We start from the raw sequence: 25,041 nt of genomic DNA on the forward strand, positions 1-25,041 counted from the left end.
CGTCAGCCGAGCAGCTGCGCGGGGTTGCCCAGGCGCCACCATCCGTCGGGGCCCGGGATCGCGCGGTCGAGCGCGAGAGGCACCTCCACGCTCTGCGCGCCGGCGGTGACGGTCGCCGTGCCCACCGCATCGCCCGCCGCGGCCTCTCCCGCCCCGCGCGCGTCGACGGTCGTGGTCACGGGCGTGTCCCCCCACACCAGGAGCGATTCGTCCTCGGTGGCGACGGCCTGCGCCGTGGCGCCCCACGCGGTCGCGTAGTCGGCGAACGGCTCCCCCGCGGTGGCGACCCGCACCACGTGCAGGTTCGCGGTCACGGTGGGCAGGAGCGCCACCACCTGGCGGGCGAGCTCCGCGTGGTCGCGGGCGCCGAGGGTGATCCCGACGAGCGTCACGTCGCGGTCGCCCACCTTGGTGTCCACCGCCCAGAGCAGGCACTTGCCCGCCTGCTCGAGCGTGCCCGTCTTGATCCCGCGGAAGCCCGGCACCGCGGCCAGCATGTTGCGGTTCTGGATGGTCCCGACGCCGGGGAGGTCCGCGCTCCGCTGGTCGACGATGCCCGAGAGCACGGGGTCGGCGAGCGCCATCTCGCCGATGCGCACGAGGTCCGCGGTCGTGCTCACGGTCTCGGGCGAGAGCCCCATGGCGTCGGCCACGTGCGTGCCGGTCAGCCCGTGCTCCGCGAGCCAGGCGTTCGCCGCGGCGACGAACGCGTCGTTGGATCCATACGCCCACACCCCGAGCGCCGCGGCGTAGTTGTTGGCGCTCGCGAGCAGCGCGCCCTCGAGGAGGTCCCGCTGGGCGAGGCTCGTGCCCGGCACGGCCGGCTCGACGATGCCGTCCTGCTGGAGGATCTGCCCGCGCAGCGCCTCGTCCTCCGCCGTGAAGGTCACCTGCGGCCCCTCCTCGCCGGGCGCGAGCGGCTTGGCCTGCAGCACCACGAGGGCGGTGACGATCTTGGTGATGCTCGCCATCGGGCGCGGCGTGGGCGTCGCGTCGTCCGTCGCGAGGACCCCGTCGAAGCCGACGGCGCCCACCGCGGAGACGCCCGCGCCCGGCCAGGCCTCGGGCGTGAGGACGTTGACGACCGGATCGGGCGCGTCGACCTGCGCGACCGCCGGGGGCGGATCCGCGGTCAGCGTGACCGGGACGTAGACGCCGCCCGAGACGAGGAGCGCGGCCGCGACCCCGGTGAGGGCGATGCGCCGGGCGCGGCTCACGCGGGCACCCGGAGCGCGTAGAGCGCGACGGCGCTCGCGGCGGCGACGTTGAGCGAGTCCACGCCGTGCAGCATCGGGATGACGACCGTCGAGTCGGCGTGGCGGAGCGCGGCGCGGCTGAGGCCGTCGCCCTCGGTGCCGAGGACGAGCGCGATCCGCTCCGGCGGATCCGCCGCGAAGGCGTCGAGCGTCACGGCGTCGTCCTCCAGGGCGAGCGCGGCGAGGTGGAAGCCGGCCTCGTGCAGGAGCGTCACGGCCTCCGGCCACTCGGGCAGGCGGGTCCACGGCACCTGCAGCACGGTGCCCATGCTGACCCGGACGCTCCGGCGGTAGAGCGGGTCGGCGCAGCGCGGGGTGATGAGCACGGCGTCGGCCCCGATGCCGGCGACCGCGCGGAAGATGGCGCCGACGTTCGTGTGGTCGACGACGTCCTCGAGCACGACCACGCGTCGGGCGTCGCGCAGCACCTCGGCGACCGCGGGCAGCGGCGGCCGGTGCATGGCGGCGAGCGCCCCGCGGTGCAGGTTGTACCCGGTGAGCCGCTCGAGCACCGCGGCCTCGCCCACGAAGACGGGGACGTCCGGGAAGGCCTCGAGGAGCGGCGCCACGTCGTCGAGCCACTGCTCCTGCAGGAGCACGGAGCGGGGCACGTGACCCGCCGCGAGCGCGCGTCCCATGACCTTGGTCGACTCGGCGATGTAGAGGCCGCCCGCCGGCTCGCTGACGCGGCGGAGCGCCACGTCGGTGAGCCGGGAGTAGTCCTCGAGCCCCGGGGAGTCGAGGTCCTCGATGCGGTGGATGTGCACGCCGGTCCTCTCCGTGCGCCGCGTGGACGGCGCTGCTCGCGCGGAGCCATCGCGGGGGTGCGCTGTCTAGACTCGGCAGGACAATGATGCCCTGCCCCGTCGTCGCCCGCCGACGGGGCCGGGCGTCCGCTCGGCACCGGGAGGCCCCATGAGCACCGCTCTCCGCGACGATCCCCTGCCCCCCGCGGGATCCACCGTGGCCGAGGCCGTCGACCTGATGCGCGGCCGCCGCACGGCGGTCCTCACGGGCGCGGGCCTCAGCACCGACTCGGGCATCCCCGACTACCGCGGCGAGGGCGCCCCGAAGCGGAACCCGATGACGTTCCAGCAGTTCCGCAGCGAGGGCGACGACTTCCGCCGCCGCTACTGGGCGGGAGGCCACCTCGGCTGGAAGGCCTTCAGCTCGGCGCGGCCCAACGACGGGCACGCCGCGCTCGCCGACCTGGAGGGCGCCGGCGTCGTGTCGGGCCTCGTGACCCAGAACGTCGACGGCCTGCACGAGCGCGCCGGCTCCCGCCGCGTGGTGGACCTGCACGGATCCCTCGACCGCGTCCTCTGCCTCGACTGCGGCCAGGCCTACGCCCGGTCGGCGATCGCCGACCGCATCAGCGCCGAGAACCCCTGGCTCGACCAGCCCGACGCGGTGGAGCTGAACCCCGACGGCGACGCGCAGGTGCACGACGTCGACCGCTTCCGGATCCCGGTCTGCAGCGTCTGCGGCGGCATGCTCAAGCCCGACGTGGTCTTCTTCGGCGAGCTCGTGCCCACCGAGCGCTTCCAGGAGGCGAGCGCCATCGTCTCCGACGCGGACGTGCTCCTCATCGCCGGGTCCTCGCTCGCCGTGAACTCCGGCATCCGCCTGCTCGAGCTCGCGCGGAGGAGCCGCATGCCGATCGTGATCCTCAACCGCGGCATCACCAAGGGCGACACCCGCGCCACCGTGCGCCTCGAGGGCGGCACCAGCGAGACCCTCCGCGCCATCGCGACGGAGCTCGCCGCGTGACCCGCATCGTGCTCGTCCGCCACGGCCGGACCGCGTGGAACGTGGAGCGCCGCGTGCAGGGGTCGAGCGACATCCCCCTCGACGACACCGGCCGGGCGCAGGCGGCCACCGCGGGCGCGCTGCTCGCGGAGGCGGTCCGCGGCGGACCCGGGTGGGACGCCGTGTACGCCAGCCCACTCGGGCGCGCGTTCGAGACGGCGTCGATCATCGTCGAGCACCTCGCGCTCGGCGGCTCCCCCAGCGCCGGTCCCCGTCCGGAGCCGGCGCTCGCGGAGCGCCGCTACGGCCTCGCCGAGGGCCTCACGCACTCCGAGATCGAGGCGCGCTTCCCGGACGGCGACGTCCCCGGCCGCGAGACCGTCGAGTCCGTCACGGAGCGGGCCGGCGGCGCGCTGCTGCGCCTCGCCGAGGAGCACCCGGGCGGCTCGCTCGTCGTCGTGTCGCACGGCGGGGTGATCGCCGCGCTCGCCCGCAGCCTCGACGCCTCGCTCACCGGCCGCCCCGGCCCCATGATCGAGAACGGCTCGGCGCACACCTTCGGCGTGGTCGACGGGACGCTGTCTCTGCTGCGGTTCGGCGGCGTCGCGGAGCTCGCGGCCTCCGTGCCGTCGTCGGACGCCCGCCCCGCCTGACCCGTCGTCGCACGCGAGCCCCGGCGGGCCCGGCCGCCCGCGGTCAGGCCGCCGGGTGCCGCGCCCGCGCGACCTGCTCGAGCAGGTCCCCGAGCGCGACGGCCGAGCGGTCCCAGTCGTAGGCCGCGGCCCGGGCGACGCACGCGGCGGAGCGACGGCGCCACTCCGCGGGGTCGTCGAGGGAGCGGACCGCGGCCGCGAAGCCCTCGGGATCCTCCGGGTCGACGTAGATCGCGGCGTCCCCGCCGATCTCGCGGAAGATCGGGATGTCGCTGACCACCACGGGGAGCCCGACGCTCATCGCCTCGATGACGGGGATGCCGAAGCCCTCGTCGCGCGACGCCGTGAGGAGCGCGGTGGCGCGCCGGAGCGTCCGGGCGTACTCGGCGTCGCTCGCGCCGTCGCGGAAGACGAGGCGCGCGCCGTCGGCCAGCTCCTCGAGCCGCGCGCGCTCGGGGGCGGAGACGCGGCTCATCAGGTGGAGCTCGTGCTCGGGCAGGTCGTCCGCGGCGCGCACCAGGGCGTCGACGTTCTTGTACGGCATGTACGAGCCCATGTACACGAGCGTCCGCTCGGCGGGCGCCTCACGCGGCCCGTCGGGCACGCCGTCGGGCGCCGGCGCGAGCTCCGCGGCGTTGGGCACGACGACGACGGGGCGGGAGGTGAGCCGGTGCCGGCGGATCAGCCCGCGCGTCGTCTCGGACACCGTCACGATCGCGTCCGCCCGGTCGAGCAGCAGGCGCTGGGGCCACCAGGCGAGGTGGAAGGCGCGCCACAGGGCGCGCACCCCGACGGGGAGGTCGCGCGGCGGGCGCCGGTGGCGGTAGTAGATGAGGTCGTGCAGCGTGAGCACGAGCGGGTAGTCGCGGCCGCGGGAGCCCATCGTCTGCATCGGGCTGTAGACCACGTCGGGCCGCAGCCGCCGCACGCGTCGGGCGACCCACGGCTCCGACGCCCCCGTCGGCGCGCTCACGAGCTGCCACGGCAGGTCGGGCAGGAGCTCGAGCTGCCGGTGGTCGCTGATGAGCATGGTCACGTCGAAGCGCTCCCCGAGCCGCGCGACGAGCTCGGCGCCGTAGCGGCTGATCCCGTCGTGGCGCCCGAGGCGCGTGTACCGGCAGTCGAACACGAGCCTCACGACGCGCTCCCCTCGTCGAGGAACGCGCGGATGAAGCCGGCGGCCTCCCGGGGCGTCTCGTAGTGGATCAGGTGCCCGACGCGCGGGATGACCTCGAGGCGCGCGTCCGCGAACAGCCCGCGCAGCCGGTGCTGGGCCGCGACGGGCGTGATGTCGTCGCGCTCGGCCGCGACGAGCAGCACGGGCACGCGGACCCGGGGCGCGTAGGTGCTCGCGTCGGAGGACACGGACGCCCGGAAGGCCTCGAGCACGACCCGGCGGTCGCCGAACGCGCTGAAGAACCTGTCGTGCTGGTCGTTGATCCAGCGGCGGAGCCCCCGGTCGCGCGTCTTCGCCATGGCCTCGCTCATCACGCGCACGATCGCGCGGTTGCGCAGCAGGCCGAAGCCCGCGCGCTCGGGGAGGACGGCGGCGGCGCGGTAGTAGAGCACGGCGAGCCGGGTGAGGATCCCGCGCGGCCCCTCGAGGGCGGGCGCGGCGATCGGGTTCACGAGGATCGCCCGCGGGTTCGGCAGGCCGTCCGCGAGCGCGGCCGTGACGACGATGGAGCCGAAGGAGTGCCCGAGCACGGTCGCGTGGCGCGTGCCCGTGGCGTCGACGAACGCGCGGAGCCAGGCGGCGTACCCGGGGATGTCGTGCCGGGCGTCCGCGAGCGGCGCCGAGTCGCCGAAGCCGGGCAGGTCGGGAGAGAGGATCCGCACCCCGGGCAGCTGCGCGACCACGGGCTCGAGCCCGTGGTGGTCGCCGCGGAACCCGTGCACGACCACGAGCACGTCGCGCGCGTCGGCGGGTCCGTACTCCCACCACGCCGTGCGGCTCCCGAGGAGGTCGGCGGTGCGCCGGACGACGGGGATCCGGTCGAGCTGCGGGGCGTAGGGAGAGGGGACGTTCATCGGGGTCGAGTCTACGAGCGGCGGGCGCCCCCGCCCCCGGGCGCGCCGGGCCGGGCCGGGCACCCGGCGCGCCTAGAGTTGCCCCGAGCCTTCCCGCCCCGCCGTCGACGCGTCCCGTCGCGCCCCTGAGGAGAACCGTGAGCTTCACCGCCCCCATCACCCTGCCCGGCCTCACCCTCGACAAGCAGTGGTACAAGCGCTCCGTCTTCTACGAGGTGATGATCCGCTCCTTCGTCGACTCGAACGGCGACGGCACGGGCGACATCCAGGGCCTCATCTCCAAGCTCGACTACCTGCAGTGGCTCGGCATCGACGGCCTCTGGATCCCGCCCTTCTTCCAGTCCCCGCTCCGCGACGGCGGCTACGACATCAGCGACTACATGTCGGTGCTGCCCGAGTTCGGCACCCTCGACGACTTCAAGGAGCTCGTCACCAAGTCCCACGAGCGCAACATGCGCATCGTGATCGACCTCGTGATGAACCACACCTCCGACCAGCACGAGTGGTTCCAGCAGTCCCGGTCCGACCCCGACGGCCCCTACGGCGACTTCTACGTCTGGAGCGACACCGACGAGAAGTACGAGGACATCCGCGTCATCTTCGTCGACACCGAGGAGTCCAACTGGACCTTCGACCCGGTGCGCCGCCAGTTCTTCTTCCACCGCTTCTTCTCGCACCAGCCCGACCTCAACTTCGACAACCCCAAGGTGCACGAGGCCATCTACGGCGTCATCCGCCACTGGCTCGACATGGGCGTCGACGGCCTCCGCCTCGACGCGATCCCGTACCTCTACGAGACCGAGGAGGGCAACGGCGAGGGCGAGCCCGCGACGCACGAGTTCCTCAAGCGCCTCCGCGCGATGGTCGACGAGGAGTACCCGGGCCGCATCCTCATCGCCGAGGCGAACCAGTGGCCGCGCGAGGTGTCCGCGTTCCTCGGCACCGAGGAGGAGCCGGAGTGCCACATGGCGTTCGACTTCCCGATCATGCCGCGCATCTTCTACTCGCTCCGCTCGCAGACGGCGGACGAGCTGAAGCGGATCATGAGCGAGACGTTCGAGATCCCCGACGCCGCCGCGTGGGGCGTCTTCCTCCGCAACCACGACGAGCTGACGCTCGAGATGGTGAGCGAGGAGTACCGGCAGGCGATGTACGGCTGGTACGCGTACGACCCGCGCATGCGCGTCAACATCGGCATCCGGCGCCGCCTGGCTCCGCTGCTCGACAACTCGCGCGCCGAGCTCGAGCTCGTGCACGCCCTCCTGTTCTCGCTCCCCGGCAGCCCGTTCCTCTACTACGGGGACGAGATCGGCATGGGCGACAACATCTGGCTGCCGGACCGCGACGCGTCGCGCACGCCCATGCAGTGGACCCCCGACCGCAACGCCGGGTTCTCCACGGCCGACCCGGGCAAGCTCTACCTGCCCGTCGTGCAGTCGCTCGTCTACAACTACGCGCAGATCAACGTGGAGTCGCAGCTCGCCCAGTCCCGCTCCCTCCTGCACTGGGTGCGGAACGTCATCCACGTGCGGAAGGCGCACCCGGTCTTCGGTCAGGGCACCATCCGCGTGCTGCCGACCGACCACGAGAGCGTCCTCGCGTTCGTGCGCTCGTACGAGGGCAGCGGCACCCACTTCGGCGACCGCGCCGAGGACGTGCTCTGCGTCTTCTCGTTCGCGCACAACCCGGTGTCCGTCACGATCGACGCGTCCGACTTCGCGGGCTCCCAGCTCTACGACCTCTTCGGCGGCGGCGTCTTCCCGACGGTCGGCGACGACGGCCGGCTCACCCTCACCCTCGCCACGCAGAGCTTCTACTGGCTCCACATGGGTGCGCCCGCCATCGGCGGTCGCCCGTAGCATCTACAGGATGAGCTCCCGCTGGCACCACTCCCTCGCCTCCTTCGACCTCGAGACGACGGGGGTGGACGTCGAGACCGCGCGCATCGTCACGGCGTGCATCGTCGTGCTCGACGCCGACGGGGAGGTCACCGAACGGCACGACTGGCTGGCGGATCCCGGCGTCGAGATCCCCGCGGGCGCCGCCGCCATCCACGGCGTCACCACGGAGCGCGCCCGCGCCGAGGGACGCGACGCCGCCGCCGTCGTGCTCGAGATCGTCACGACCATCCGCGAGGTGTTCGCCCGCGGCCTCGCGCTCGTGGTCTACAACGCGCCGTACGACCTCACGCTCCTCAACCGGGAGGCCGTGCGTCACGGCGTCGAGCCGCTCCGCGACACCGGCCCCGTCATCGACCCCCTCGTCATCGACAAGGCGGTCGACACCTACCGCCGCGGCAAGCGCACGCTGTCCGTCGCCGCCGAGCACTACGGCGTGCGGCTCGACGACGCGCACGACGCGGGCGCCGACGCCATCGCCGCCGGCCGCGTCGCGCAGGCCATCGCCGGCCGGTACGCCGACCAGCTCGACATCCCCGTGCTCGACCTCCACGACCGCCAGGTGGACTGGTCCCGCGTGCAGGCGGAGAGCTTCCAGGACTACATGCGCCGCACGCGCGACCCCGCGTTCACGACCTCGGGCGCCTGGCCCGAGCGCCACGCCGACAGCTGATCCCGGCGGGCGTCGCGCTCCCCGCGGGGAGAGCACCACCCCGTGCACGACGAAGGGCGCCCGGCCGGAGCCGGGCGCCCTTCGTGGTGCTGCTGAGGGCTGCTACTTCTTGGTGCCGAAGTTCGCGTAGCGCGAGTTGAACTTCTCGACGCGGCCGGCGGAGTCCATGATGCGCTGCTTGCCCGTGTAGAACGGGTGCGACTCGCTCGAGATCTCGACGTCGATGACCGCGTACTCGACGCCGTCCTCCCAGACGATGGTCTTGGAGCTGCTCACGGTGGAGCGCGTGAGGAAGGTCGCGCCGGAGGCGAGGTCGCGGAAGACGACGGGGGCGTACTTGGGGTGGATGTCGGTCTTCATCGGGGTGTCCTTCGTCGTTTCTGGTGTCTGCGTGGGAAGCGTGGGTGCCCGGGATGATCACCCGACCAGTGGACGAGCCTACCAGACGGGTGCCCGGATCGGGTCGGCGCGCCGAGGGACGGCGCAGGCGGATCAGCGGCGGACGGCGCGGGCCGTGAAGCGGCCGTCGTCCTGCGTGACCTCGAGCTCCAGGCGGAAGGTGCGGCCCAGGTTGTCGGCGGTGATGACGTCCGCGAGCGGTCCGGCCGCGACGACGGCGCCGTCGCGCAGGAGCAGCCCATGCGTGAACCCGCGCGGGATCTCCTCCACGTGGTGCGTGACCATGACGATGCCGGGCGCCTCGGGGGCGGACGCGTAGCCGCCGAGCAGCTGCAGCAGCTCCTCGCGCGCGCCGAGGTCGAGGCTCGCGGCGGGCTCGTCGAGGAGCAGGAGCTCGGGGTCGGTCATGATCGAGCGGGCGATCTGCACGCGCTTCTGCTCGCCGTCGCTCAGCGTGCCGAACCGGCGCTGCTCGAGGTGGTCGAGGCGCCACTCGGCGAGGACGCGCTGCGCGCGGCGCACGTCGATGTCCTCGTAGTCCTCGTTCCAGCGGCCGGTGACCGAGTACGCGGCCGTGAGCACGACGTCGAGCACGGTCTCGTCGGCGGGGATGCGGCGCGCCATCGCGGTGGAGGCGAAGCCGATGCGCGAGCGCAGCTCGAAGACGTCGACGCGGCCCAGCTCGTGGTCGAGGACGGTGGCCGTGCCGGAGGACGGGTGCGCCATCGCCGAGGCGATCTGCAGGAGGCTCGTCTTGCCGGCGCCGTTCGGGCCGAGGACGACCCAGCGCTCGTCGCCGTCGACGGTCCAGTCCACGTGGTCGAGGATGGTCGTCCCGTTCCGGACGAAGGACACTCCGGACAGGGAGAGGACGTGGCTCATGCCCGCCAGTCTATCCGCCCGGGCCGCGGCTCCGGCCCGACGGCACCCGGGCCGGGGAGCCGGTCAGCGGAGGATCGACGCGTAGATCGCCTCGGTCTGCCGGGCGATCCGGTCCCAGCCGAACTCGCGCTCGGCGCGCGCCCGGCCGGCCTCGCCCATGCGGCGGGCGGCGTCGGGATCCGCGACGACCTCGATGAGCGCGGCGGCGAGGTCGCGGACGAAGCGCTCGGGGTCGGTGGGCGTTCCCGTGCCGTCGGTGGCCTGGTCGATGGGGACGAGCCGGCCGGTGACGCCGTCGTCGACGACCTCGGGGATCCCGCCCGTGGCGGTGCCGACGACGGGCGCGCCGCACGCCATCGCCTCGAGGTTCACGATGCCGAGCGGCTCGTAGACCGACGGGCAGACGAAGACCGTGCCGGCGGTGAGCACGGCGGAGAGCTCGCGGCGCGGCAGCAGGCGGTCGATCCAGACGACGCCCGAGCGCTCCTCCTGGAGGCCGCGGACGAGGGCCGTCACCTCCTCCATGATCTGCGGGGTGTCGGGCGCGCCGGCGCACAGCACCATCTGCACGTCGGCGGGCAGGAGCGCGGCCGCGCGCAGCAGGTACGGCAGGCCCTTCTGGCGGGTGATGCGGCCGACGAACACGACCGACGGCCGCGACGGGTCGATGCCGAGGGAGCGCACGAGCTCGTCGTCGTGCACGGGCGCCCAGGCCTCGAGGTCGATGCCGTTGTAGACGGTGTGCACGCGCGCATCGTCGAGCGCGGGGTACGAGCGGAGGATGTCGCGCTTCATGCCGTCGCTCACGGCGATGACGGCGTCGGCCGCCTCGTACGCCGTGCGCTCGATCCAGCTGGAGACGCGGTAGCCGCCGCCCAGCTGCTCGGCCTTCCACGGACGAAGCGGCTCGAGGCTGTGGGCCGTGACGACGTGCGGGATGCCGTGCAGCATCGACGCGACGTGGCCCGCGTGGTTCGCGTACCAGGTGTGGGAGTGCACCACGTCGGCGCCGGCGACGTCGCTCGCGATGGCGAGGTCGACGGCCATGGTCTGCAGGGTCGCGTTGGCGCCCGCGAGCTCCGACGGCACGGGGTAGGAGAAGACGCCGGGCTCGTCGCGCGGCGCCCCGAACGCCCGGACCACGACCTCGGTCCGCTGCCGCATCGCCTTCACGAGCTCCGTGACGTGCACCCCGGCACCCCCGTAGACCTCGGGCGGATACTCCTTGGTGATCACGTCTGCTCGCATTCGTCGAACGCTAGTACATGCCCTGCGGTGCATCTACGCTGGGGCAATGGCATCGAAGAAGATCTTTGGAATCGTGCTCGCCGGCGGCGAGGGCAAGAGGCTCATGCCGCTCACCGCGGACCGCGCCAAGCCCGCCGTCCCGTTCGGCGGCCAGTACCGGCTCATCGACTTCGCGCTCTCCAACCTCATCAACTCGGGGCTGACGCAGATCGTCGTGCTGACGCAGTACAAGTCGCACTCGCTCGACCGCCACGTGTCGCAGACCTGGCGCCTCAACCAGATGCTCAACTCCTACATCGCCTCGGTCCCCGCCCAGCAGCGCCTCGGCAAGCGCTGGTTCAGCGGCTCGGCCGACGCCATCCTGCAGAGCCTCAACCTCATCAACGACGAGAAGCCCGACATCGTCGTCGTGGTGGGCGCGGACCACGTGTACCGCATGGACTTCAGCCAGATGATCGACGCGCACATCGCGTCGGGCCACGGCGCGACGGTCGCCGCCATCCGCCAGCCCATCGAGCTGGCCGACCAGTTCGGCGTGATCGACGTGGACCCGGCGAACCCCTACGCGATCCGCGCGTTCCTCGAGAAGCCGAAGGACCCGCAGGGCCTCGACGACTCCCCCGGCGAGGTGCTCGCCTCCATGGGCAACTACGTCTTCGACACCGACCAGCTCATCGACGCGGTGCGCCGCGACGGCGAGAACCCCGAGTCCGCGCACGACATGGGCGGCGACATCGTCCCGTGGTTCGTGGAGCAGGGGAACGCGGGCGTCTACGACCTCAACCGCAACGAGGTCCCCGGCGCCAACGACCGCGACCGCTACTACTGGCGCGACGTCGGCACGATCGAGTCGTTCTTCGACGCGCACCAGGACCTCATCTCGGCGCTGCCGGTGTTCAACCTCTACAACAAGGACTGGCCGATCTTCAGCCAGCAGCTCAACAGCCCGCCGGCGAAGTTCGTCCGCGACGCCCAGGGCAACACGGGCACGATGATCGACTCCATCACCTCGCTGGGCGGCGTCATCAGCGGCGCCCACGTGGAGCGCAGCGTCCTCGGACCGTGGGTCATCGCCGAGTCGCAGGCGCGCATCGTCGACTCCATCGTGTTCGACAAGGTGCACATCGGGGCCGGCGCGGTCATCAGCCGCGCCATCCTCGACAAGGACGTCGAGGTCGAGCCCGGCGCCACCGTCGGCGTGGACCACGACCGCGACCGCGCGCGCGGCTTCACGGTCACCGACGGCGGGATCACCGTCGTGGGCAAGGGCGTGCGCGTCACCCCGTGAGCGCCGTCCTCCCCCTGACGCCACCCGCGACGGCCGCGTCCGAGCCGCGGTCGGCGCGCCCGCGCATGCTCGTCGTGCTCGACGTCGACTCCACGCTCATCGAGGACGAGGCGATCGAGCTGCTGGCCGCGGAGGCGGGCTCGCTCGACGAGGTCGCCGACGTCACCGAGCGGGCGATGCGGGGCGAGCTCGACTTCGCCGAGAGCCTCCGCTCCCGCGTGCGCACGCTGGCGGGCCTGCCGGAGTCGGTGCACGCCATCGTCGGAGCGCGGATCCGCGTCACGCCGGGCGCCGAGCGGCTCGTGGCCGGGCTGCACGACGCCGGCCACGCGGTGGCCGTCGTCTCCGGCGGCTTCCACGAGCTGCTGGATCCCCTCGCCGAGCGGCTCGGACTCGACCTCTGGCGCGCGAACCGGCTGGAGACCGCCGACGGGCGCCTCACGGGACGCGTCACCGGACCCGTCATCGACGCCGCGGCGAAGCGCGCCGCCGTCGAGGAGTGGAGCGCCGGGCTCGGCATCCCGCTCTCCCGCGTGGTCGCCGTGGGCGACGGCGCCAACGACCTCGAGATGATGGCCGTCGCCGGCCTCTCCGTCGCCTTCGACGCGAAGCCGGCCGTCCGCGCGCGCGCCGACGTCTGCGTCGACCGTCGCGACCTCGCGCAGGTGCTCGCGCTCCTCGGCCTCCCCCGCTGACGCCCGGCCGATCCGCGCGTCGCCGCCTCAGCCGGTGACGACCGCCCGGGCGATGGCCACGAGCTGCGCGATGTTCGCGGGCATCCGCTCGCGCTCGGACGGCAGGCTCGCGAGGTGCGTGACGTTGTCGAGGTACGCCAGGAAGATGAACGCGCCGAAGCGCTCGTCCGGGACGCCCGTGCTGCCGCCCGCCGCCGTGTAGGCGCTGTGGAACTGGGCGCGCTGCCGCGGCGCGAGGTACATGATCGCGGCCGCGACGTCGAGCCCGGCGGGCCCCAGCCCGCAGCGGTCGAAGTCGATGACGGACGCGCCCGCGGGACCCTGGATGAGGTTGCCCGGGTGGTAGTCGCCGTGCACCATGATCGGCGGGCCCGCCTGCGCGAGCGTGGCCCGCAGCTCCTCGACGGCGCCCGCGAGCGCGGCGGCGGTGGATCCGTCGGCCATGATCCCGGGATACCCGTCCGCCAGCCGCTCCAGCCGGAAGGCGGCGTAGTCGGCGTCGTAGCGCCGGCGGCGCGACGCGAGCGCGACCGCCTGCGGATCCGCCCCCGCGGAGTGCAGGGACGCCAGCGCCTCGGCGAACGGCCCCGCATCCGACGACGCGGGGAGGCTGCTCAGCATGTCGCCGTCGTGCCAGGTGAGGAGGCTCGCGAGCCGCAGCTCGACCCGGTCCCCCGACGCGCCCGTCACCGCGCGGCGCAGGCCGACCTCGTCGTCGTCCGGCACGGCGGCCTCGACCGTGGCCGTCCAGGCGCCGTCGCGCGTGCGCTGCGGCACGGGGACCGAGGGCCCGCCGCGCTCGGCGAGCAGGGCCAGCCAGTCGAGCTCGAGGTCGATCTCGTGGGGCTTCCGCCGGGCGACGTGCAGGCGGAGCAGGTACCGGGATCCGCCGTCGACGTCCACGCGGTACGCGTGGTTGTGCGTGGCCCCCAGCTCGGTGAGCGCGGCGGGACCGAGGTCCCACGCGGCCAGGAGGTCGGACACGGCCGTCTCCCCCGCGAGCGGGGTCAGTGGCCCATGCCGAGGCCGCCGTCGACGGGGATGACGGCGCCGGAGACGTACGCCGCCTCGTCCGACGCGATCCACGCGACGACGCCCGCGACCTCGGCCGCGGTGCCGTAGCGGCCGGCGGGGATGGACTTCCGGTACTCGGCCGCGGTCGCCTCGGGGAGCTCGGCCGTCATGTCGGTCTCGATGAAGCCGGGAGCCACGACGTTCGCGGTGATGCCGCGGCCGCCGAGCTCGCGCGTGACCGAGCGCGCGAGGCCCACCAGCCCGCTCTTGGACGCCGCGTAGTTGACCTGCCCGCCGGAGCCGTAGAGGCCGACGACGCTCGAGATGAGGACGATGCGGCCGAAGCGCGCCTTGAGCATGCCCTTCGACGCGCGCTTGACGACCCGGAACGCGCCGCCGAGGTTCGTGTCGACGACCTCGGTGAAGTCGGCGTCGCTCATGCGCATCATGAGGGTGTCGCGGGTGATGCCGGCGTTGGCGACCACGACCTCGACGGGCCCGTACGCGGCCTCGACCTCCGTGAACGCGGCGTCGACGGACGCGGCGTCCGTGACGTCGGCGCGGACGGTGAGGCTGCCGGCAGGGCCCTCGCCCGACCGGGCGGTGACGGCGACGCGGTGGCCCCGGCGGAGCATCTCCTCCGCGATCGCGAACCCGATCCCCCTGTTGCCTCCGGTGACGAGGACGGTGCGTGCAGTGCTCATGGGGGACCTTCCATTACGGCTCGGCGGGGGCTCGCGGACGCGGACGAGCCTATCGGTGGCCGGGCGTACCCTGGTCCCGATGGGGCGCGCGACGTGCCCTCGAAGGACGCCAACCACGCATGCCAGCCTCGCAGCAATCGGTCACCAGCCTCCCCCGGTCCCCGCAGGAGGATCGCCACGCCCGCATGGTGAAGTACACCATCGCGATGAGCATCAGGATGGTCTGCATCCTCTCCTGCCTCTTCCTCCAGGGCTGGTGGCTCGCCGTCGCGGCCGTCGGCGCCGTCGTGCTCCCCTACTTCGCGGTCATCCTCGCGAACGTGGGCGGCAACCAGGGAACCGCGGTCGAGCGTCCGGGCGGCGTGATCGTCGTCTCCGCGCGGCACTCGGGCTTCCCGCCGCCGGCCGAGCCGTACGTCCCGTCCGAGCCGTTCACGATGTCGGAGCCGTACGCGCCGTCGGAGCCGTTCCGCTCCTCCGAGCCCTTCACGACGCCCGAGCCCTTCACCACGTACGAGACCGGCCGCGCCCCCGCGCCGCGCCCGGACGCCGCCCGCCCCGCATCGGCCGCCGAGCCGGGCGTGCCCGACTCCCCGACCGACGCGTGAGCGGGCTCGCCTCCTGGGGGCTCGGCTCCGGCCCGTCCCCCGACGTCGTCGAGTGCTCGCGCGCCGGCTGCCGGGCGGACGCCGCCTGGCGGGTCGAGTGGCGGAACCCGCGGATCCACGGGGTCGAGCGCGTCAAGACCTGGACGGCCTGCGACGAGCACGTCGACTTCCTCCGCGACTTCCTCGCCGGCCGCGACTTCCCGGTGCGGGTCGCCGCCGTCGACGCACCCGTCGAGGGGGCGATCGCGTGAGCCGCTGGCGCTTCGTCCTCAACCGCCGATGGGCGGGCTACCTGCTCGTGGCCGTGGTGTTCTCCATCGCCTGCGTGCTGCTCAGCCACTGGCAGTTCGCGCGCCGCGACGAGGCCCTCGCCGAGATCGCGAAGGTCGAGGACAACTGGGACCGCGCTCCCCAGCCGGTGGACCAGGTGCTCGCCGACACCTCCGCGTACGTCGACACGCAGAAGTGGACCCCCGTCTCGATGACGGGCACGTACCTCGTCGACCAGCAGATCCTCGCGCGCAACCGCCCCTTCAACGGCCAGCCCGGCTTCGAGGTCCTCACGCCGCTGCGCCTCGAGGACGGCCGGGTGTTCGTCGTGGACCGCGGGTGGGTGCCCATCGGCAACTCGCAGGACTCCCCCGACTCCGTGCCGGCTCCGCCCGCGGGCCAGGTCACCGTCACGGCGCGCCTCAAGGCCGGCGAGCCCGAGCTGCCGGGGCGCTCGGCTCCCGAGGGGCAGATCGCCACCGTGAACCTGCCCGACATCGCCGAGCGCGTCCAGGCGCCGACGTTCACGGGCGCGTACGGCCTGCTGATGTCGGAGGACCCCGCGCCCGCCGACGCCACGCCGTTCGCCACGCCGCGGCCGGAGGAGGACGAGGGCCCGCACCTCTCCTACGCGTTCCAGTGGCTCGTGTTCGCGGTCATCGCGTTCGTGGGGCTCGGCGTCGCGATCCGCAACGAGTACCGCATCATCAACCAGGACGACCCCGAGGAGCAGGACCGGGAGCGCGCCCGCCAGGCGAAGCGCGCGCGGAAGCAGCCCTCGGACGCCGACGTCGAGGACCGGATCCTCGACGAGGCCCGCTGAGCCGATGCAACGGAGGCGGCCGCGCCCCGAGGGCGACGGCCGCGACCGGGTGGGTCAGGCGAGCTCGATGAGGTCCATGTAGTCGGGGCTCCAGTGGTCCTCGGTGCCCTCCGGCATGATGAGGACGCGCTCGGGGTTGAGCGCCTCCACCGCGCCGGAGTCGTGGCTCACGAGCACGACGGCGCCGGAGTACGTGTTGAGCGCGCCGAGGATCTCCTCGCGGCTCGCGGGGTCGAGGTTGTTGGTGGGCTCGTCGAGGAGCAGCACATTGGCGCCCGACACGACGATCATCGCCAGGGCCAGGCGCGTCTTCTCGCCGCCGGACAGGACGCCCGCGGGCTTCGCCGAGTCGTCGCCCGTGAACAGGAACGAGCCGAGGACGCGTCGCGCCTCCATCTCGGAGATGTCCGGCGAGGAGGACACCATGTTCTCCAGCACGCTGCGCTTCACGTCGATCGTCTCGTGCTCCTGCGCGTAGTAGCCGATGCGCAGACCGTGGCCGGGTTCGAGCCGGCCGGTGTCGGGCTGGTCGACGCCCGCGAGGATCCGCAGCAGCGTCGTCTTGCCCGCGCCGTTGAGGCCGAGGATGACGACCTTGCTCCCGCGGTCGATCGCGAGGTCGACGGCCGTGAAGATCTCCAGCGAGCCGTAGTTCTTGCTGAGGTCGCTCGCCATGAGCGGCGTGCGCCCGCAGGCGACGGGCTCGGGGAAGCGCAGCTTCGCCACGCGGTCGACCGCGCGCACCTCCTCGAGGCCGGAGAGCATCTTCTCCGCGCGCCGCACCATCTGGTGGGCGGCGGCGGCCTTCGACGCCTTCGCGCCGAACTTCGCGGCCTGCAGCTGGAGGACGCCCGCCTTCTTCTCGACGTTGGCGCGCTCCTTCTTGCGGCGCTCCTCGTCCGCGGCGCGCTGGCGCTGGTAGTGCTTCCAGCCCATGTTGTAGATGTCGATGACCATGCGGTTGGCGTCGAGGTAGAAGACGCGGTTGACGGTGTCGCCCACGAGCTCCACGTCGTGGCTGATCACGATGAGCCCGCCCTGGTACCCCTTGAGGAACTCGCGGAGCCAGGTGACGGAGTCGGCGTCGAGGTGGTTGGTGGGCTCGTCGAGCAGCATCGTGTCGGCGCCGGAGAAGAGGATGCGCGCGAGCTCGATGCGACGGCGCTGGCCGCCGGAGAGGGTGCTGAGCGGCTGGTCGAGGATCCGGTCGGGCAGGCTGAGGTTGCTCGCGATGGACGCGGCCTCCGCCTCGGCCGCGTAGCCGCCGAGCGCGACGAAGCGCTCCTCGAGCCGGCCGTAGTCCTTCATGGCCTTCGCCGAGACCTTCTCGTCCGTGGACGCCATCTCGAGCATCGCGCGCTGCATGTCGAGCGAGAGCGTGCCGAGGCCGCGGGCGTCGAGGATGCGCGTGCGCGCCAGGTCCTCCGGGTTGCCGGAGCGCGGGTCCTGCGGGAGGTAGCCGATCTCGCCGGAGCGGTCGATGCGGCCGCCCGTGGGCTGGCCCTCCCCCGCGAGGATCTTGGTGAGAGTCGTCTTGCCGGCGCCGTTGCGGCCGACGAGGCCGATCTTGTCCCCCGGGCTCACCCGGAACGAGACGTCCTCCATGAGGACGCGGGCGCCGACGCGCAGCTCCAGGTCGTGTACAGCGAGCACGGTGAGGGGTCCTTCTGATCAGCGGATGTCCCACGGTCCGTGGGATGAGGGCGACCCGCAGCAGAGGGGGTCGAGCCCGGTCGGTCGAGGGCGTCCATCGGACCCGACCGGTCCAGTGTACGAGACGGCGGCGTCCGGACCCTCCCCGGACCGGGCGGGAGGGCGCCGACGCGACGACGGCCCCACCCGGTGCGGGTGGGGCCGTCGTGGTCGGGCGACGCGGGGCGCGGATCAGATGGAGAAGCCGAGGGCCCGCATCATGTCGCGGCCGTCGTCGGTGATCCGCTCGGGACCCCACGGCGGCATCCACACCCAGTTGATGCGGAACGCCGCCACGACGCCGTCGAGCGCCTCCGCGGTCTGCTCCTCGAGCACGTCCGTCAGCGGGCAGCCCGCCGACGTCAGCGTCATGTGGATGATGAGGGCATCGTTCTCGTCGTCCCACGCGAGGTCGTAGATGAGCCCCAGGTCGACCACGTTGATCCCGAGCTCGGGATCCATGACGTCCTTGAGCGCCTCCTCGACCTCGTCGAACTTGGCCGGGGTCAGCGTGCTCTGCGTGCTCACGCGTCCACCGTGGTCGAGGGGGTGAGGAAGCGGTCGTAGCCCTCCTCCTCGAGGCGGTCGGCCAGCTCGCGGCCGCCCTGCTCGGCGACGCGGCCCGCGACGAACACGTGCACGAAGTCGGGCTGGATGTAGCGGAGGATGCGCGTGTAGTGCGTGATGAGCAGGAGCCCGAGGCCCGTGTTCGCCTTCGCGCGGTTGACGCCCTCGGAGACGATCTTGAGCGCGTCGACGTCGAGGCCGGAGTCGGTCTCGTCGAGCACCGCGAACTTCGGCTTGAGCAGCTCGAGCTGCAGCACCTCGTTGCGCTTCTTCTCGCCGCCGGAGAAGCCCTCGTTGACGTTGCGCTCGGCGAACGCGGGGTCCATCTTGAGCGCCGCCATGGAGGTGCGGACGTCCTTGATCCACCCGCGGATGGCCGGGGCCTCGCCGTCGATCGCGGTCTTGGCGGTGCGGAGGAAGTTCGTCGTGGTGACGCCCGGGATCTCGACCGGGTACTGCATGGCCAGGAAGAGACCCGCGCGGGCGCGCTCGTCCACCGTCATGTCGAGGACCTCGACGCCGTCGAGCGTGATGGAACCGGAGTCGACGTGGTACTTCGGGTGGCCCGAGATCGTGTACGCCAGCGTGGACTTTCCCGAGCCGTTGGGGCCCATGATCGCGTGGATCTCGCCCTCGTTGATCGTGAGGTCGACGCCCTTGAGGATCTGCTTGCGACCCTGCTCGGTGTCGACGCTGACGTGCAGGTCGGTGATGGTGAGAGTTGACATGCGTGCGGTTCCTCTAGCTCTTCGGGGTGGTGTCGATGTGGATGTCGCCGTCCACGATCGACACGGGGTAGACGGGGACGGGCTCGTACGCCGGCAGAGTGCGCGGCTTGCCCGTCTCGAGGGAGAACTTCGACCCGTGGGCCCAGCACTCGAGGGTGTCGCCCTCGACGAACCCCTCGGCCAGCGAGATGTCGCCGTGCGTGCAGGTGTCGCCGATGGCATGCACGGTGCCGGAGGAGTCCTTCACGAGCGCGATGGCGAGGCCCTCGATCTCGATGCGGAGCGCCTCGTTCTCGCCCAGCTCGTCGACGGCGCAGATGCGGACGGCGGTCATCGGACGACCGCCCCGGTGGTCGTGCCGGCCAGCTCGGCCTCGATGGCGGCCTGCAGCCGCTCCTCGAGGTCGGGGACGCCGATCTGCTGCACGATCTCGCTGAGGAAGCCGCGCACGACGAGGCGGCGCGCCTCCTCCTCGGTGATGCCGCGGGCCTGCAGGTAGAAGAGCTGCTCGTCGTCGAAGCGGCCCGTGGCGCTCGCGTGACCGGCGCCGGCGATGTCGCCGGTCTCGATCTCGAGGTTCGGGACCGAGTCGGCGCGCGTGCCGTCCGTGAGGACCAGGTTGCGGTTCTGCTCGTAGGAGTCGGTGCCGGGCGCGGAGCGGCGGATGAGCACGTCGCCGATCCACACGGTGCGCGCGCCCTTCCCCTGCAGCGCGCCCTTGTAGGTCACGCGGCTGCGGGTGTTCGGGGCGTCGTGGTCCACGTACACCTGCTGCTCGAGGTGCTGGCCCGCGTCGGCGAAGTACACGCCGAGCAGCTCGCCGTCGGCGCCCTCGTTCGAGAGGTGGGCCGAGGGGTTGACCCGGACGATGGATCCGCCGAGCGTCACCACCACGTGCTTGAGCTTCGCGTCGCGGCCGACGACGGCCTGGTGCGCGGCCAGGTGGCGCGCCTCGTCGTCCCACTGCTGCACGGTCACGACGGTGAGCTCGGCCTGGTCGCCGACGACAATCTCGACGTTCTCGACGAGCGACGCGGATCCGGCGTTGTCGAGGATGACCACGCCCCGGCTGAAAGGCGCGGCCGTGATGACGGTGTGCGCGGCGCGCGCGACGGAGCCGAGGTCGGAGCGGCCGACCGTGACGGTGACGCGCTCCTCCCCGGTGACGTCGATGGCGAGCGCCTCGCCGAACGACGACCAGGCGTTGGCCTGGGCGCGGTCCTCGGGGGCGCCGGCGGTGCCGACGCGGGCGTCGTCCCGCGGGATCCAGGAGACGGACGTGCCGGCCGCCTCGGAGCTCGTGACCGGGTAGCGCGAGCCGTCGAGCTCTCCGGAGATGAGGTCGTCGAGCCGGCGGACGGGCGTCAGCTTCCAGACGGCCTCACGGCCGGTGACGGCGTCGAACGCCTCGACGTCCGTGGACGTGAAGCGCTCGGAGCGGGTCTGGATGGGGATGACGCCCCACCCTCCGTCGGTGTGCGGTCGGGCGCCGTTCCCCAGGGGGGCGACGGCTTCGGTGGTGGCGAGTGGGGTCGTCATCTAGCCGACGGATCCTTCCATGCCCATCTCGATGAGCTTGTTGAGTTCGAGCGCGTACTCCATGGGCAGCTCTCGGGCGATGGGCTCGATGAAGCCGCGGACGATCATGGCCATGGCCTCGTCCTCGGGCATGCCCCGGCTCATCAGGTAGAACAGCTGCTCCTCGCTGACGCGCGAGACCGTGGCCTCGTGGCCGAGCTGCACGTCGTCCACGCGGATGTCGATCGCGGGGTACGTGTCGGAGCGGGAGATGGTGTCGACCAGCAGCGCGTCGCAGCGGACGGTGTTGGCGGAGTGGTGGGCGGCCGCGTCGACGCGGATCTCGCCGCGGTAGCCGGCCCGGCCGCCGCCGCGCGCGATGGACTTCGAGACGATCGACGACTGCGTGTACGGCGCCATGTGCACCATCTTCGCGCCGGCGTCCTGGTGCTGGCCGGGGCCCGCGAAGGCGACGGACAGCGTCTCGCCCTTGGCGCGCTCGCCCATGAGGTAGATGGAGGGGTACTTCATCGTGACCTTGGACCCGATGTTGCCGTCGATCCACTCCATGGTCGCGCCCTCGGCCGCCGTCGCGCGCTTGGTGACGAGGTTGTAGACGTTGTTCGACCAGTTCTGGATGGTCGTGTAGCGGACGCGGGCGTCCTTCTTCACGATGATCTCGACGACCGCGGAGTGCAGCGAGTCGGACTTGTAGATGGGCGCGGTGCAGCCCTCGATGTAGTGGACGTAGCTGCCCTCGTCCGCGATGATCAGCGTCCGCTCGAACTGGCCCATGTTCTCGGTGTTGATGCGGAAGTACGCCTGCAGCGGGATCTCGACGTGGACGCCCTTGGGCACGTACACGAAGGAGCCGCCGGACCACACGGCCGTGTTCAGCGCCGCGAACTTGTTGTCGCCCGCGGGGATGACGGTGCCGAAGTACTCCTTGAACAGGTCCGGGTGCTCGCGCAGCGCCGTGTCGGTGTCCATGAAGATGACGCCCTGGTCCTCGAGCTCCTTCTGGATGGAGTGGAAGACGACCTCGGACTCGTACTGGGCCGCGACGCCGGAGACGAGGCGCTGGCGCTCCGCCTCGGGGATGCCGAGCCGCTCGTACGTGTTCTTGATGTCGTCGGGCAGGTCCTCCCACGTCTGGGCCTGCTTCTCCGTGGAGCGCACGAAGTACTTGATGTTGTCGAAGTCGATGCCGGACAGGTCGGCGCCCCACGTCGGCATGGGCTTCTTGCCGAAGAGCTCGTAGCCCTTCATGCGGTTCGCGAGCATCCACTCGGGCTCGTCCTTCCGCCGCGAGATGTCGGCGACGACCTGGGGGGAGATGCCGCGCTTGGCCGAGGCGCCGGCGACGTCGGAGTCGGACCAGCCGAACTCGTACTGCCCCAGGCTCTCGAGCTCCGGTCGGTCGATGAGCACATCTGACATGGCTACCTGCTTTCCTGACGATCTGGGCGTATCAGCGCCGTATCGGCAACCCCCTCGCACGGCGGGGCCGCTTCGGTGACGAGGGGAAGACTGTGGGTCTCAGGGATGCCGCGGCTTCGCGCCTCGCACCCCTCTTAGGATGAACATGAACGCGGGTGGACTTGTTCCCGCCGTCCTCGCTGACGTGCCGGATGCCGCAAGGCCCGACGTGTTCCATGAACCACCCGATTCTACGGGCAATCCAGCGGGCGCGGAAGGCAGGCAGTGACTCACGGCACCGATGCGGGGCAGTCTCCCAGTGGGAGCGTGCTAGGTCAGACCACCATGGTGGCGAGGAGGCTGCGGGAGCGGCTGCCGGACGGGATCACCCGCGCGACGCGGATCCTCGTCTGGACCACGCTCGTCGTGCAGACGCTCGTCGTCGGCACGGGCGGGCTGGTGCGGCTCACGGGCTCCGGGCTCGGCTGCCCCACCTGGCCGCGGTGCACGGCCGACTCGTTCGTGTCGACGCCGGAGATGGGCGTGCACGGGATCATCGAGTTCGGCAACCGCCTGCTCACGTTCGTCCTGGTGATCGTCGCGATCGCCACGTTCCTGGCGGTCCTGCGGCTGCGGAACCGCGGACGCGGGCTCTTCTCCCTCGCGCTCGCCATCGGCCTCGGCATCCCGGCGCAGGGCGTCATCGGCGGCATCACGGTGCTCACGGGCCTCAACCCCTACATCGTGGGCCTGCACTTCGTCGTCTCGGTGGTGCTCGTGGTCCTGTCCACCGTCCTGGTGTGGCGCACGTACCACCCGCTCGACGAGGCGGAGCGGTCGGTCCCCGCGTCCTTCCTCGCGCTGGCGCGGGTGACGGCCGCCGCCGTGGGCGTCACCATCCTCGTCGGCATCGTCGTGACCGGATCCGGCCCCCACGCCGGGGACCAGGGCGCCGCGCGCAACGGCCTCGACCCCGAGCTGCTGCAGCACGTGCACAGCTGGCCGGCCTACACGACGTTCGGCCTCACGATCGCCCTGGTCGCGATCGCGGCACGCCACCGCTGGGCCGCCGTCTCCCGGTGGACGCGCGTGCTCCTCGGCGTGGAGCTGCTGCAGATCGCGGTGGGGCTGATCCAGGCGCGCACCGGGCTCCCCGAGTTCCTGGTGGGCCTGCACATGGTGCTCGCCTGCCTGCTGGCCTCCGCCATGACGGCGACGCTCCTGAGCACGACGCGTCGCGCGGACGCGCTCCGCCTCACGCCCGCCGAGGTGCGTCGCGCCGCCCACGTCGGCTGATCCCGGGACGCGCTCCCGTCGACGCCCGTCCGAGCACCGCTCGGGCGGGCGTCGCCGTCCGGGCGGCGGTCCGCACGGTCCCGCTCCGGGCGTCGCCGTGTCGAACGGCGGTCCGCACGGTGCCTCGATCCGTCGCCGCAGCGACCTCGCGCGAGCCCCGCGGGATTCCCGGAGACCACGGCGATCCCATGCCCCGCTCGGGCGAGGGCGGCGGCACCGGCGTCCGAGGCGCGCGGACATCGCGTGACCGACAGCCGGAGGCGCTCTCCGTCGGACACGCGACCTGACCGACAGCCGGGTGCGAGCGTCCCGGGCGGGTCCCCGTCATGGCACGCCCCTCCCCGGGATGCCGAGGAGCCGTCCGGCAGGAGGTCGCGCGGCGACGGCCGTCCGACCGACTCGCCACGCGCCGTCAGATGTTCGGCGACCGCCGGTGAGGCGTCCGCCGTTCGGAGACCGGCCGTCGGACGTCAGGCGCCGGGCCTGGCCGCCACGAACCGTCGCGTGGGCCGGAGCCGGGGCGCACCGCCTCGCGATCGTCCCGCTCGCGGCCGCGCGGATCAGAAGGGCAGCAGCGGATCGATGCCGACCGCGAGGAACAGCAGCGAGAGGTAGGAGATGGACGCGTGGAACACGCGCATCGGCTTGATGGGCTCGTGGCGCACCGCGAGGTCGTACAGGCGGTGCGTCTCGTAGACGAACCAGCCGCCGCCCGCGAGGGCCGCGAGCGTGTAGACGAGGCCCATGCCGGCGACCGGGATGAGCAGCAGCGAGCAGGCGAGCGTCGCCCACGCGTAGAGGATGGTCTGGAGGCCGACGGCCGCCCGCCCGCGGACCACCGCGAGCATCGGCACGTTCACCGAGGCGTAGTCGTCGCGGTACTTCATGGACAGGGGCCAGTAGTGCGGCGGCGTCCAGAGGAACACGATCATGAAGAGGATGACCGGCGCCCACGAGATGTCGCCCGTGACCGCGGCCCAGCCGATGAGGACGGGCATGCAGCCGGCGGCTCCGCCCCACACGATGTTCTGCGGCGTGCGGCGCTTGAGCCAGAGCGTGTAGACGAAGACGTAGAAGAGGATCGCGGCGAGCGACAGCGCGGCGGCGAGCCAGTTCGAGATGACGCCGAGCCAGACGATGCTGGCGACGCCGATGACCCAGGCGAAGACGAGGGCCTCGCGGTCCGACAGCTCCCCCGTGACGAGCGGCCGACGTTGCGTGCGCTTCATGACGCGGTCGATGTCGCGGTCGATGTAGCAGTTGAACGCGTTGGCGCTGCCGGCGCTCAGGGTGCCGCCGACGAGCACGCCGAGGATCAGCCAGGGGTTCGGCCATCCGCCCTGGGCGAGGATCATGACGGGCGCGGTGGTCACGAGCAGGAGCTCGATGACGCGCGGCTTCGTCAGTGCGACGTACGCCTTGGTCTTCCTCGCCACGCCGATCGTCTCCCGATCGACCCGGCTCTGCACCGCAACGTTCATCGCACCTCTAACTCGCCGGACATTCCCTCCCCATGGTAGGCCACGGCACCTGCGAGCCGAGCCGCGGGCGGGCGCCCGGACGGGCTCGGAACACCGAGGGCCGGGTGGGTGTTCCCTATACTGATAGGCGGTCCGGCTGGGCCTCCCCC

General features: G+C 72.4%; 26 protein-coding genes. 10 read left to right on the top strand and 16 right to left on the bottom strand.

All coding sequences use genetic code 11. The features are described 5' to 3' along the window. Window positions 1-2 precede the first annotated feature (2 nt). Window positions 3-1,217: a D-alanyl-D-alanine carboxypeptidase family protein gene (locus FGG90_RS04780; protein WP_094129819.1), complete on the bottom strand. Its 1,215-nt coding sequence runs from the start codon at window positions 1,215-1,217 to the stop codon at window positions 3-5. Continuing rightward, entirely contained in the window at window positions 1,214-2,023 is an 810-nt protein-coding gene (locus FGG90_RS04785) for a TrmH family RNA methyltransferase (protein ID WP_094129816.1), read from the bottom strand. Before FGG90_RS04785 ends, FGG90_RS04780 begins: the two co-directional genes overlap by 4 nt. Before the next feature lie 148 nt (window positions 2,024-2,171). On the opposite strand from FGG90_RS04785, the gene FGG90_RS04790 reads away from it, so the two are divergent. After that, a complete protein-coding gene (locus FGG90_RS04790; RefSeq protein ID WP_094129813.1) occupies window positions 2,172-3,026 on the top strand; it encodes a Sir2 family NAD-dependent protein deacetylase in 855 nt (284 codons plus the stop codon). Then, complete coding sequence (locus FGG90_RS04795) at window positions 3,023-3,658, top strand: histidine phosphatase family protein (protein ID WP_094129810.1); 636 nt, start codon at window positions 3,023-3,025, stop codon at window positions 3,656-3,658. Before FGG90_RS04790 ends, FGG90_RS04795 begins: the two co-directional genes overlap by 4 nt. Window positions 3,659-3,701: 43 nt before the next feature. Here the strand turns inward: FGG90_RS04795 and FGG90_RS04800 are convergent, their stop codons facing one another. Both FGG90_RS04800 and FGG90_RS04805 read right to left on the bottom strand, forming a co-directional pair. Beyond that, entirely contained in the window at window positions 3,702-4,796 is a 1,095-nt protein-coding gene (locus FGG90_RS04800; protein WP_094129807.1) for a glycosyltransferase family 4 protein, read from the bottom strand. After that, window positions 4,793-5,689 (bottom strand): alpha/beta fold hydrolase, encoded by an 897-nt coding sequence (locus tag FGG90_RS04805; RefSeq protein ID WP_094129804.1) that lies wholly within the window; start codon window positions 5,687-5,689, stop codon window positions 4,793-4,795. Before FGG90_RS04805 ends, FGG90_RS04800 begins: the two co-directional genes overlap by 4 nt. 137 nt (window positions 5,690-5,826) lie before the next feature. On the opposite strand from FGG90_RS04805, the gene treS reads away from it, so the two are divergent. After that, complete coding sequence (gene treS, locus FGG90_RS04810; protein ID WP_094129801.1) at window positions 5,827-7,548, top strand: maltose alpha-D-glucosyltransferase; 1,722 nt, start codon at window positions 5,827-5,829, stop codon at window positions 7,546-7,548. Between the two features lie 10 nt (window positions 7,549-7,558). Continuing rightward, window positions 7,559-8,260, top strand: coding sequence for a 3'-5' exonuclease (locus FGG90_RS04815; protein WP_094129799.1), 702 nt, complete (start codon window positions 7,559-7,561; stop codon window positions 8,258-8,260). A gap of 102 nt (window positions 8,261-8,362) precedes the next feature. Here the strand turns inward: FGG90_RS04815 and FGG90_RS04820 are convergent, their stop codons facing one another. The 3 genes from FGG90_RS04820 to glgA form a co-directional block, all read right to left on the bottom strand. Then, window positions 8,363-8,620: a type B 50S ribosomal protein L31 gene (locus FGG90_RS04820; RefSeq protein ID WP_094129796.1), complete on the bottom strand. Its 258-nt coding sequence runs from the start codon at window positions 8,618-8,620 to the stop codon at window positions 8,363-8,365. A gap of 132 nt (window positions 8,621-8,752) precedes the next feature. Then, window positions 8,753-9,541 (bottom strand): ABC transporter ATP-binding protein, encoded by a 789-nt coding sequence (locus FGG90_RS04825; RefSeq protein WP_094129794.1) that lies wholly within the window; start codon window positions 9,539-9,541, stop codon window positions 8,753-8,755. 63 nt (window positions 9,542-9,604) lie between these two features. Then, complete coding sequence (gene glgA / locus FGG90_RS04830; protein WP_094129791.1) at window positions 9,605-10,789, bottom strand: glycogen synthase; 1,185 nt, start codon at window positions 10,787-10,789, stop codon at window positions 9,605-9,607. 46 nt (window positions 10,790-10,835) lie between these two features. On the opposite strand from glgA, the gene FGG90_RS04835 reads away from it, so the two are divergent. Next, on the top strand, window positions 10,836-12,077 hold the full coding sequence (locus tag FGG90_RS04835) for a glucose-1-phosphate adenylyltransferase (protein WP_094129788.1): 1,242 nt from the start codon (window positions 10,836-10,838) through the stop codon (window positions 12,075-12,077). Then, entirely contained in the window at window positions 12,074-12,772 is a 699-nt protein-coding gene (gene serB, locus FGG90_RS04840; protein WP_210433064.1) for a phosphoserine phosphatase SerB, read from the top strand. Before FGG90_RS04835 ends, serB begins: the two co-directional genes overlap by 4 nt. A gap of 27 nt (window positions 12,773-12,799) precedes the next feature. Here serB and FGG90_RS04845 read toward each other — a convergent pair whose 3' ends face one another. Further along, window positions 12,800-13,756 carry a phosphotransferase enzyme family protein gene (locus FGG90_RS04845; RefSeq protein WP_094129785.1) on the bottom strand — a complete coding sequence of 319 codons (957 nt, stop codon included), beginning with the start codon at window positions 13,754-13,756 and terminating at the stop codon, window positions 12,800-12,802. A 23-nt stretch (window positions 13,757-13,779) separates the two neighbouring features. After that, window positions 13,780-14,490 carry a 3-oxoacyl-ACP reductase FabG gene (fabG, locus tag FGG90_RS04850; RefSeq protein WP_094129782.1) on the bottom strand — a complete coding sequence of 237 codons (711 nt, stop codon included), beginning with the start codon at window positions 14,488-14,490 and terminating at the stop codon, window positions 13,780-13,782. A gap of 185 nt (window positions 14,491-14,675) precedes the next feature. Here fabG and FGG90_RS04855 point away from each other — a divergent pair, with 185 nt between their 5' ends. Genes FGG90_RS04855 through FGG90_RS04865 form a run of 3 tightly spaced genes read left to right on the top strand, consistent with a single transcriptional unit; the run spans window position 14,676 to window position 16,191 of the window. Continuing rightward, window positions 14,676-15,098: a DUF3099 domain-containing protein gene (locus FGG90_RS04855; protein ID WP_237583520.1), complete on the top strand. Its 423-nt coding sequence runs from the start codon at window positions 14,676-14,678 to the stop codon at window positions 15,096-15,098. Continuing rightward, entirely contained in the window at window positions 15,095-15,349 is a 255-nt protein-coding gene (locus FGG90_RS04860; protein ID WP_094129776.1) for a hypothetical protein, read from the top strand. The genes FGG90_RS04855 and FGG90_RS04860 overlap by 4 nt, the downstream gene beginning before the upstream one ends. Then, on the top strand, window positions 15,346-16,191 hold the full coding sequence (locus tag FGG90_RS04865; RefSeq protein ID WP_094129773.1) for an SURF1 family cytochrome oxidase biogenesis protein: 846 nt from the start codon (window positions 15,346-15,348) through the stop codon (window positions 16,189-16,191). Before FGG90_RS04860 ends, FGG90_RS04865 begins: the two co-directional genes overlap by 4 nt. Window positions 16,192-16,245: 54 nt before the next feature. Here the strand turns inward: FGG90_RS04865 and FGG90_RS04870 are convergent, their stop codons facing one another. The 6 genes from FGG90_RS04870 to sufB form a co-directional block, all read right to left on the bottom strand. Next, entirely contained in the window at window positions 16,246-17,844 is a 1,599-nt protein-coding gene (locus tag FGG90_RS04870) for an ABC-F family ATP-binding cassette domain-containing protein (RefSeq protein ID WP_094129770.1), read from the bottom strand. Between the two features lie 231 nt (window positions 17,845-18,075). Beyond that, a complete protein-coding gene (locus FGG90_RS04875; RefSeq protein ID WP_052129085.1) occupies window positions 18,076-18,345 on the bottom strand; it encodes a metal-sulfur cluster assembly factor in 270 nt (89 codons plus the stop codon). 62 nt (window positions 18,346-18,407) lie between these two features. Further along, window positions 18,408-19,178, bottom strand: a complete 771-nt coding sequence (gene sufC, locus FGG90_RS04880; protein WP_015490399.1) for a Fe-S cluster assembly ATPase SufC — start codon at window positions 19,176-19,178, stop codon at window positions 18,408-18,410. A 13-nt stretch (window positions 19,179-19,191) separates the two neighbouring features. Next, on the bottom strand, window positions 19,192-19,512 hold the full coding sequence (locus tag FGG90_RS04885) for a non-heme iron oxygenase ferredoxin subunit (RefSeq protein ID WP_045528105.1): 321 nt from the start codon (window positions 19,510-19,512) through the stop codon (window positions 19,192-19,194). After that, window positions 19,509-20,717, bottom strand: a complete 1,209-nt coding sequence (sufD, locus tag FGG90_RS04890) for a Fe-S cluster assembly protein SufD (RefSeq protein WP_210433063.1) — start codon at window positions 20,715-20,717, stop codon at window positions 19,509-19,511. Before sufD ends, FGG90_RS04885 begins: the two co-directional genes overlap by 4 nt. Further along, window positions 20,718-22,136, bottom strand: coding sequence for a Fe-S cluster assembly protein SufB (gene sufB, locus FGG90_RS04895; protein ID WP_043669553.1), 1,419 nt, complete (start codon window positions 22,134-22,136; stop codon window positions 20,718-20,720). A 264-nt stretch (window positions 22,137-22,400) separates the two neighbouring features. Between sufB and FGG90_RS04900 the strand changes: the two genes are divergently transcribed. Beyond that, window positions 22,401-23,411 carry a COX15/CtaA family protein gene (locus FGG90_RS04900; RefSeq protein WP_094129767.1) on the top strand — a complete coding sequence of 337 codons (1,011 nt, stop codon included), beginning with the start codon at window positions 22,401-22,403 and terminating at the stop codon, window positions 23,409-23,411. Between the two features lie 560 nt (window positions 23,412-23,971). Here FGG90_RS04900 and FGG90_RS04905 read toward each other — a convergent pair. Then, the gene (locus FGG90_RS04905; protein WP_086517552.1) at window positions 23,972-24,892 is read right to left on the bottom strand and encodes a heme o synthase; all 921 of its coding nucleotides are present in this window, start codon (window positions 24,890-24,892) and stop codon (window positions 23,972-23,974) included. Window positions 24,893-25,041 lie beyond the last annotated feature (149 nt).

The sequence above is a fragment of the Clavibacter michiganensis subsp. tessellarius genome (genome assembly GCF_021922985.1).
Lineage (GTDB): Bacteria > Actinomycetota > Actinomycetes > Actinomycetales > Microbacteriaceae > Clavibacter > Clavibacter tessellarius.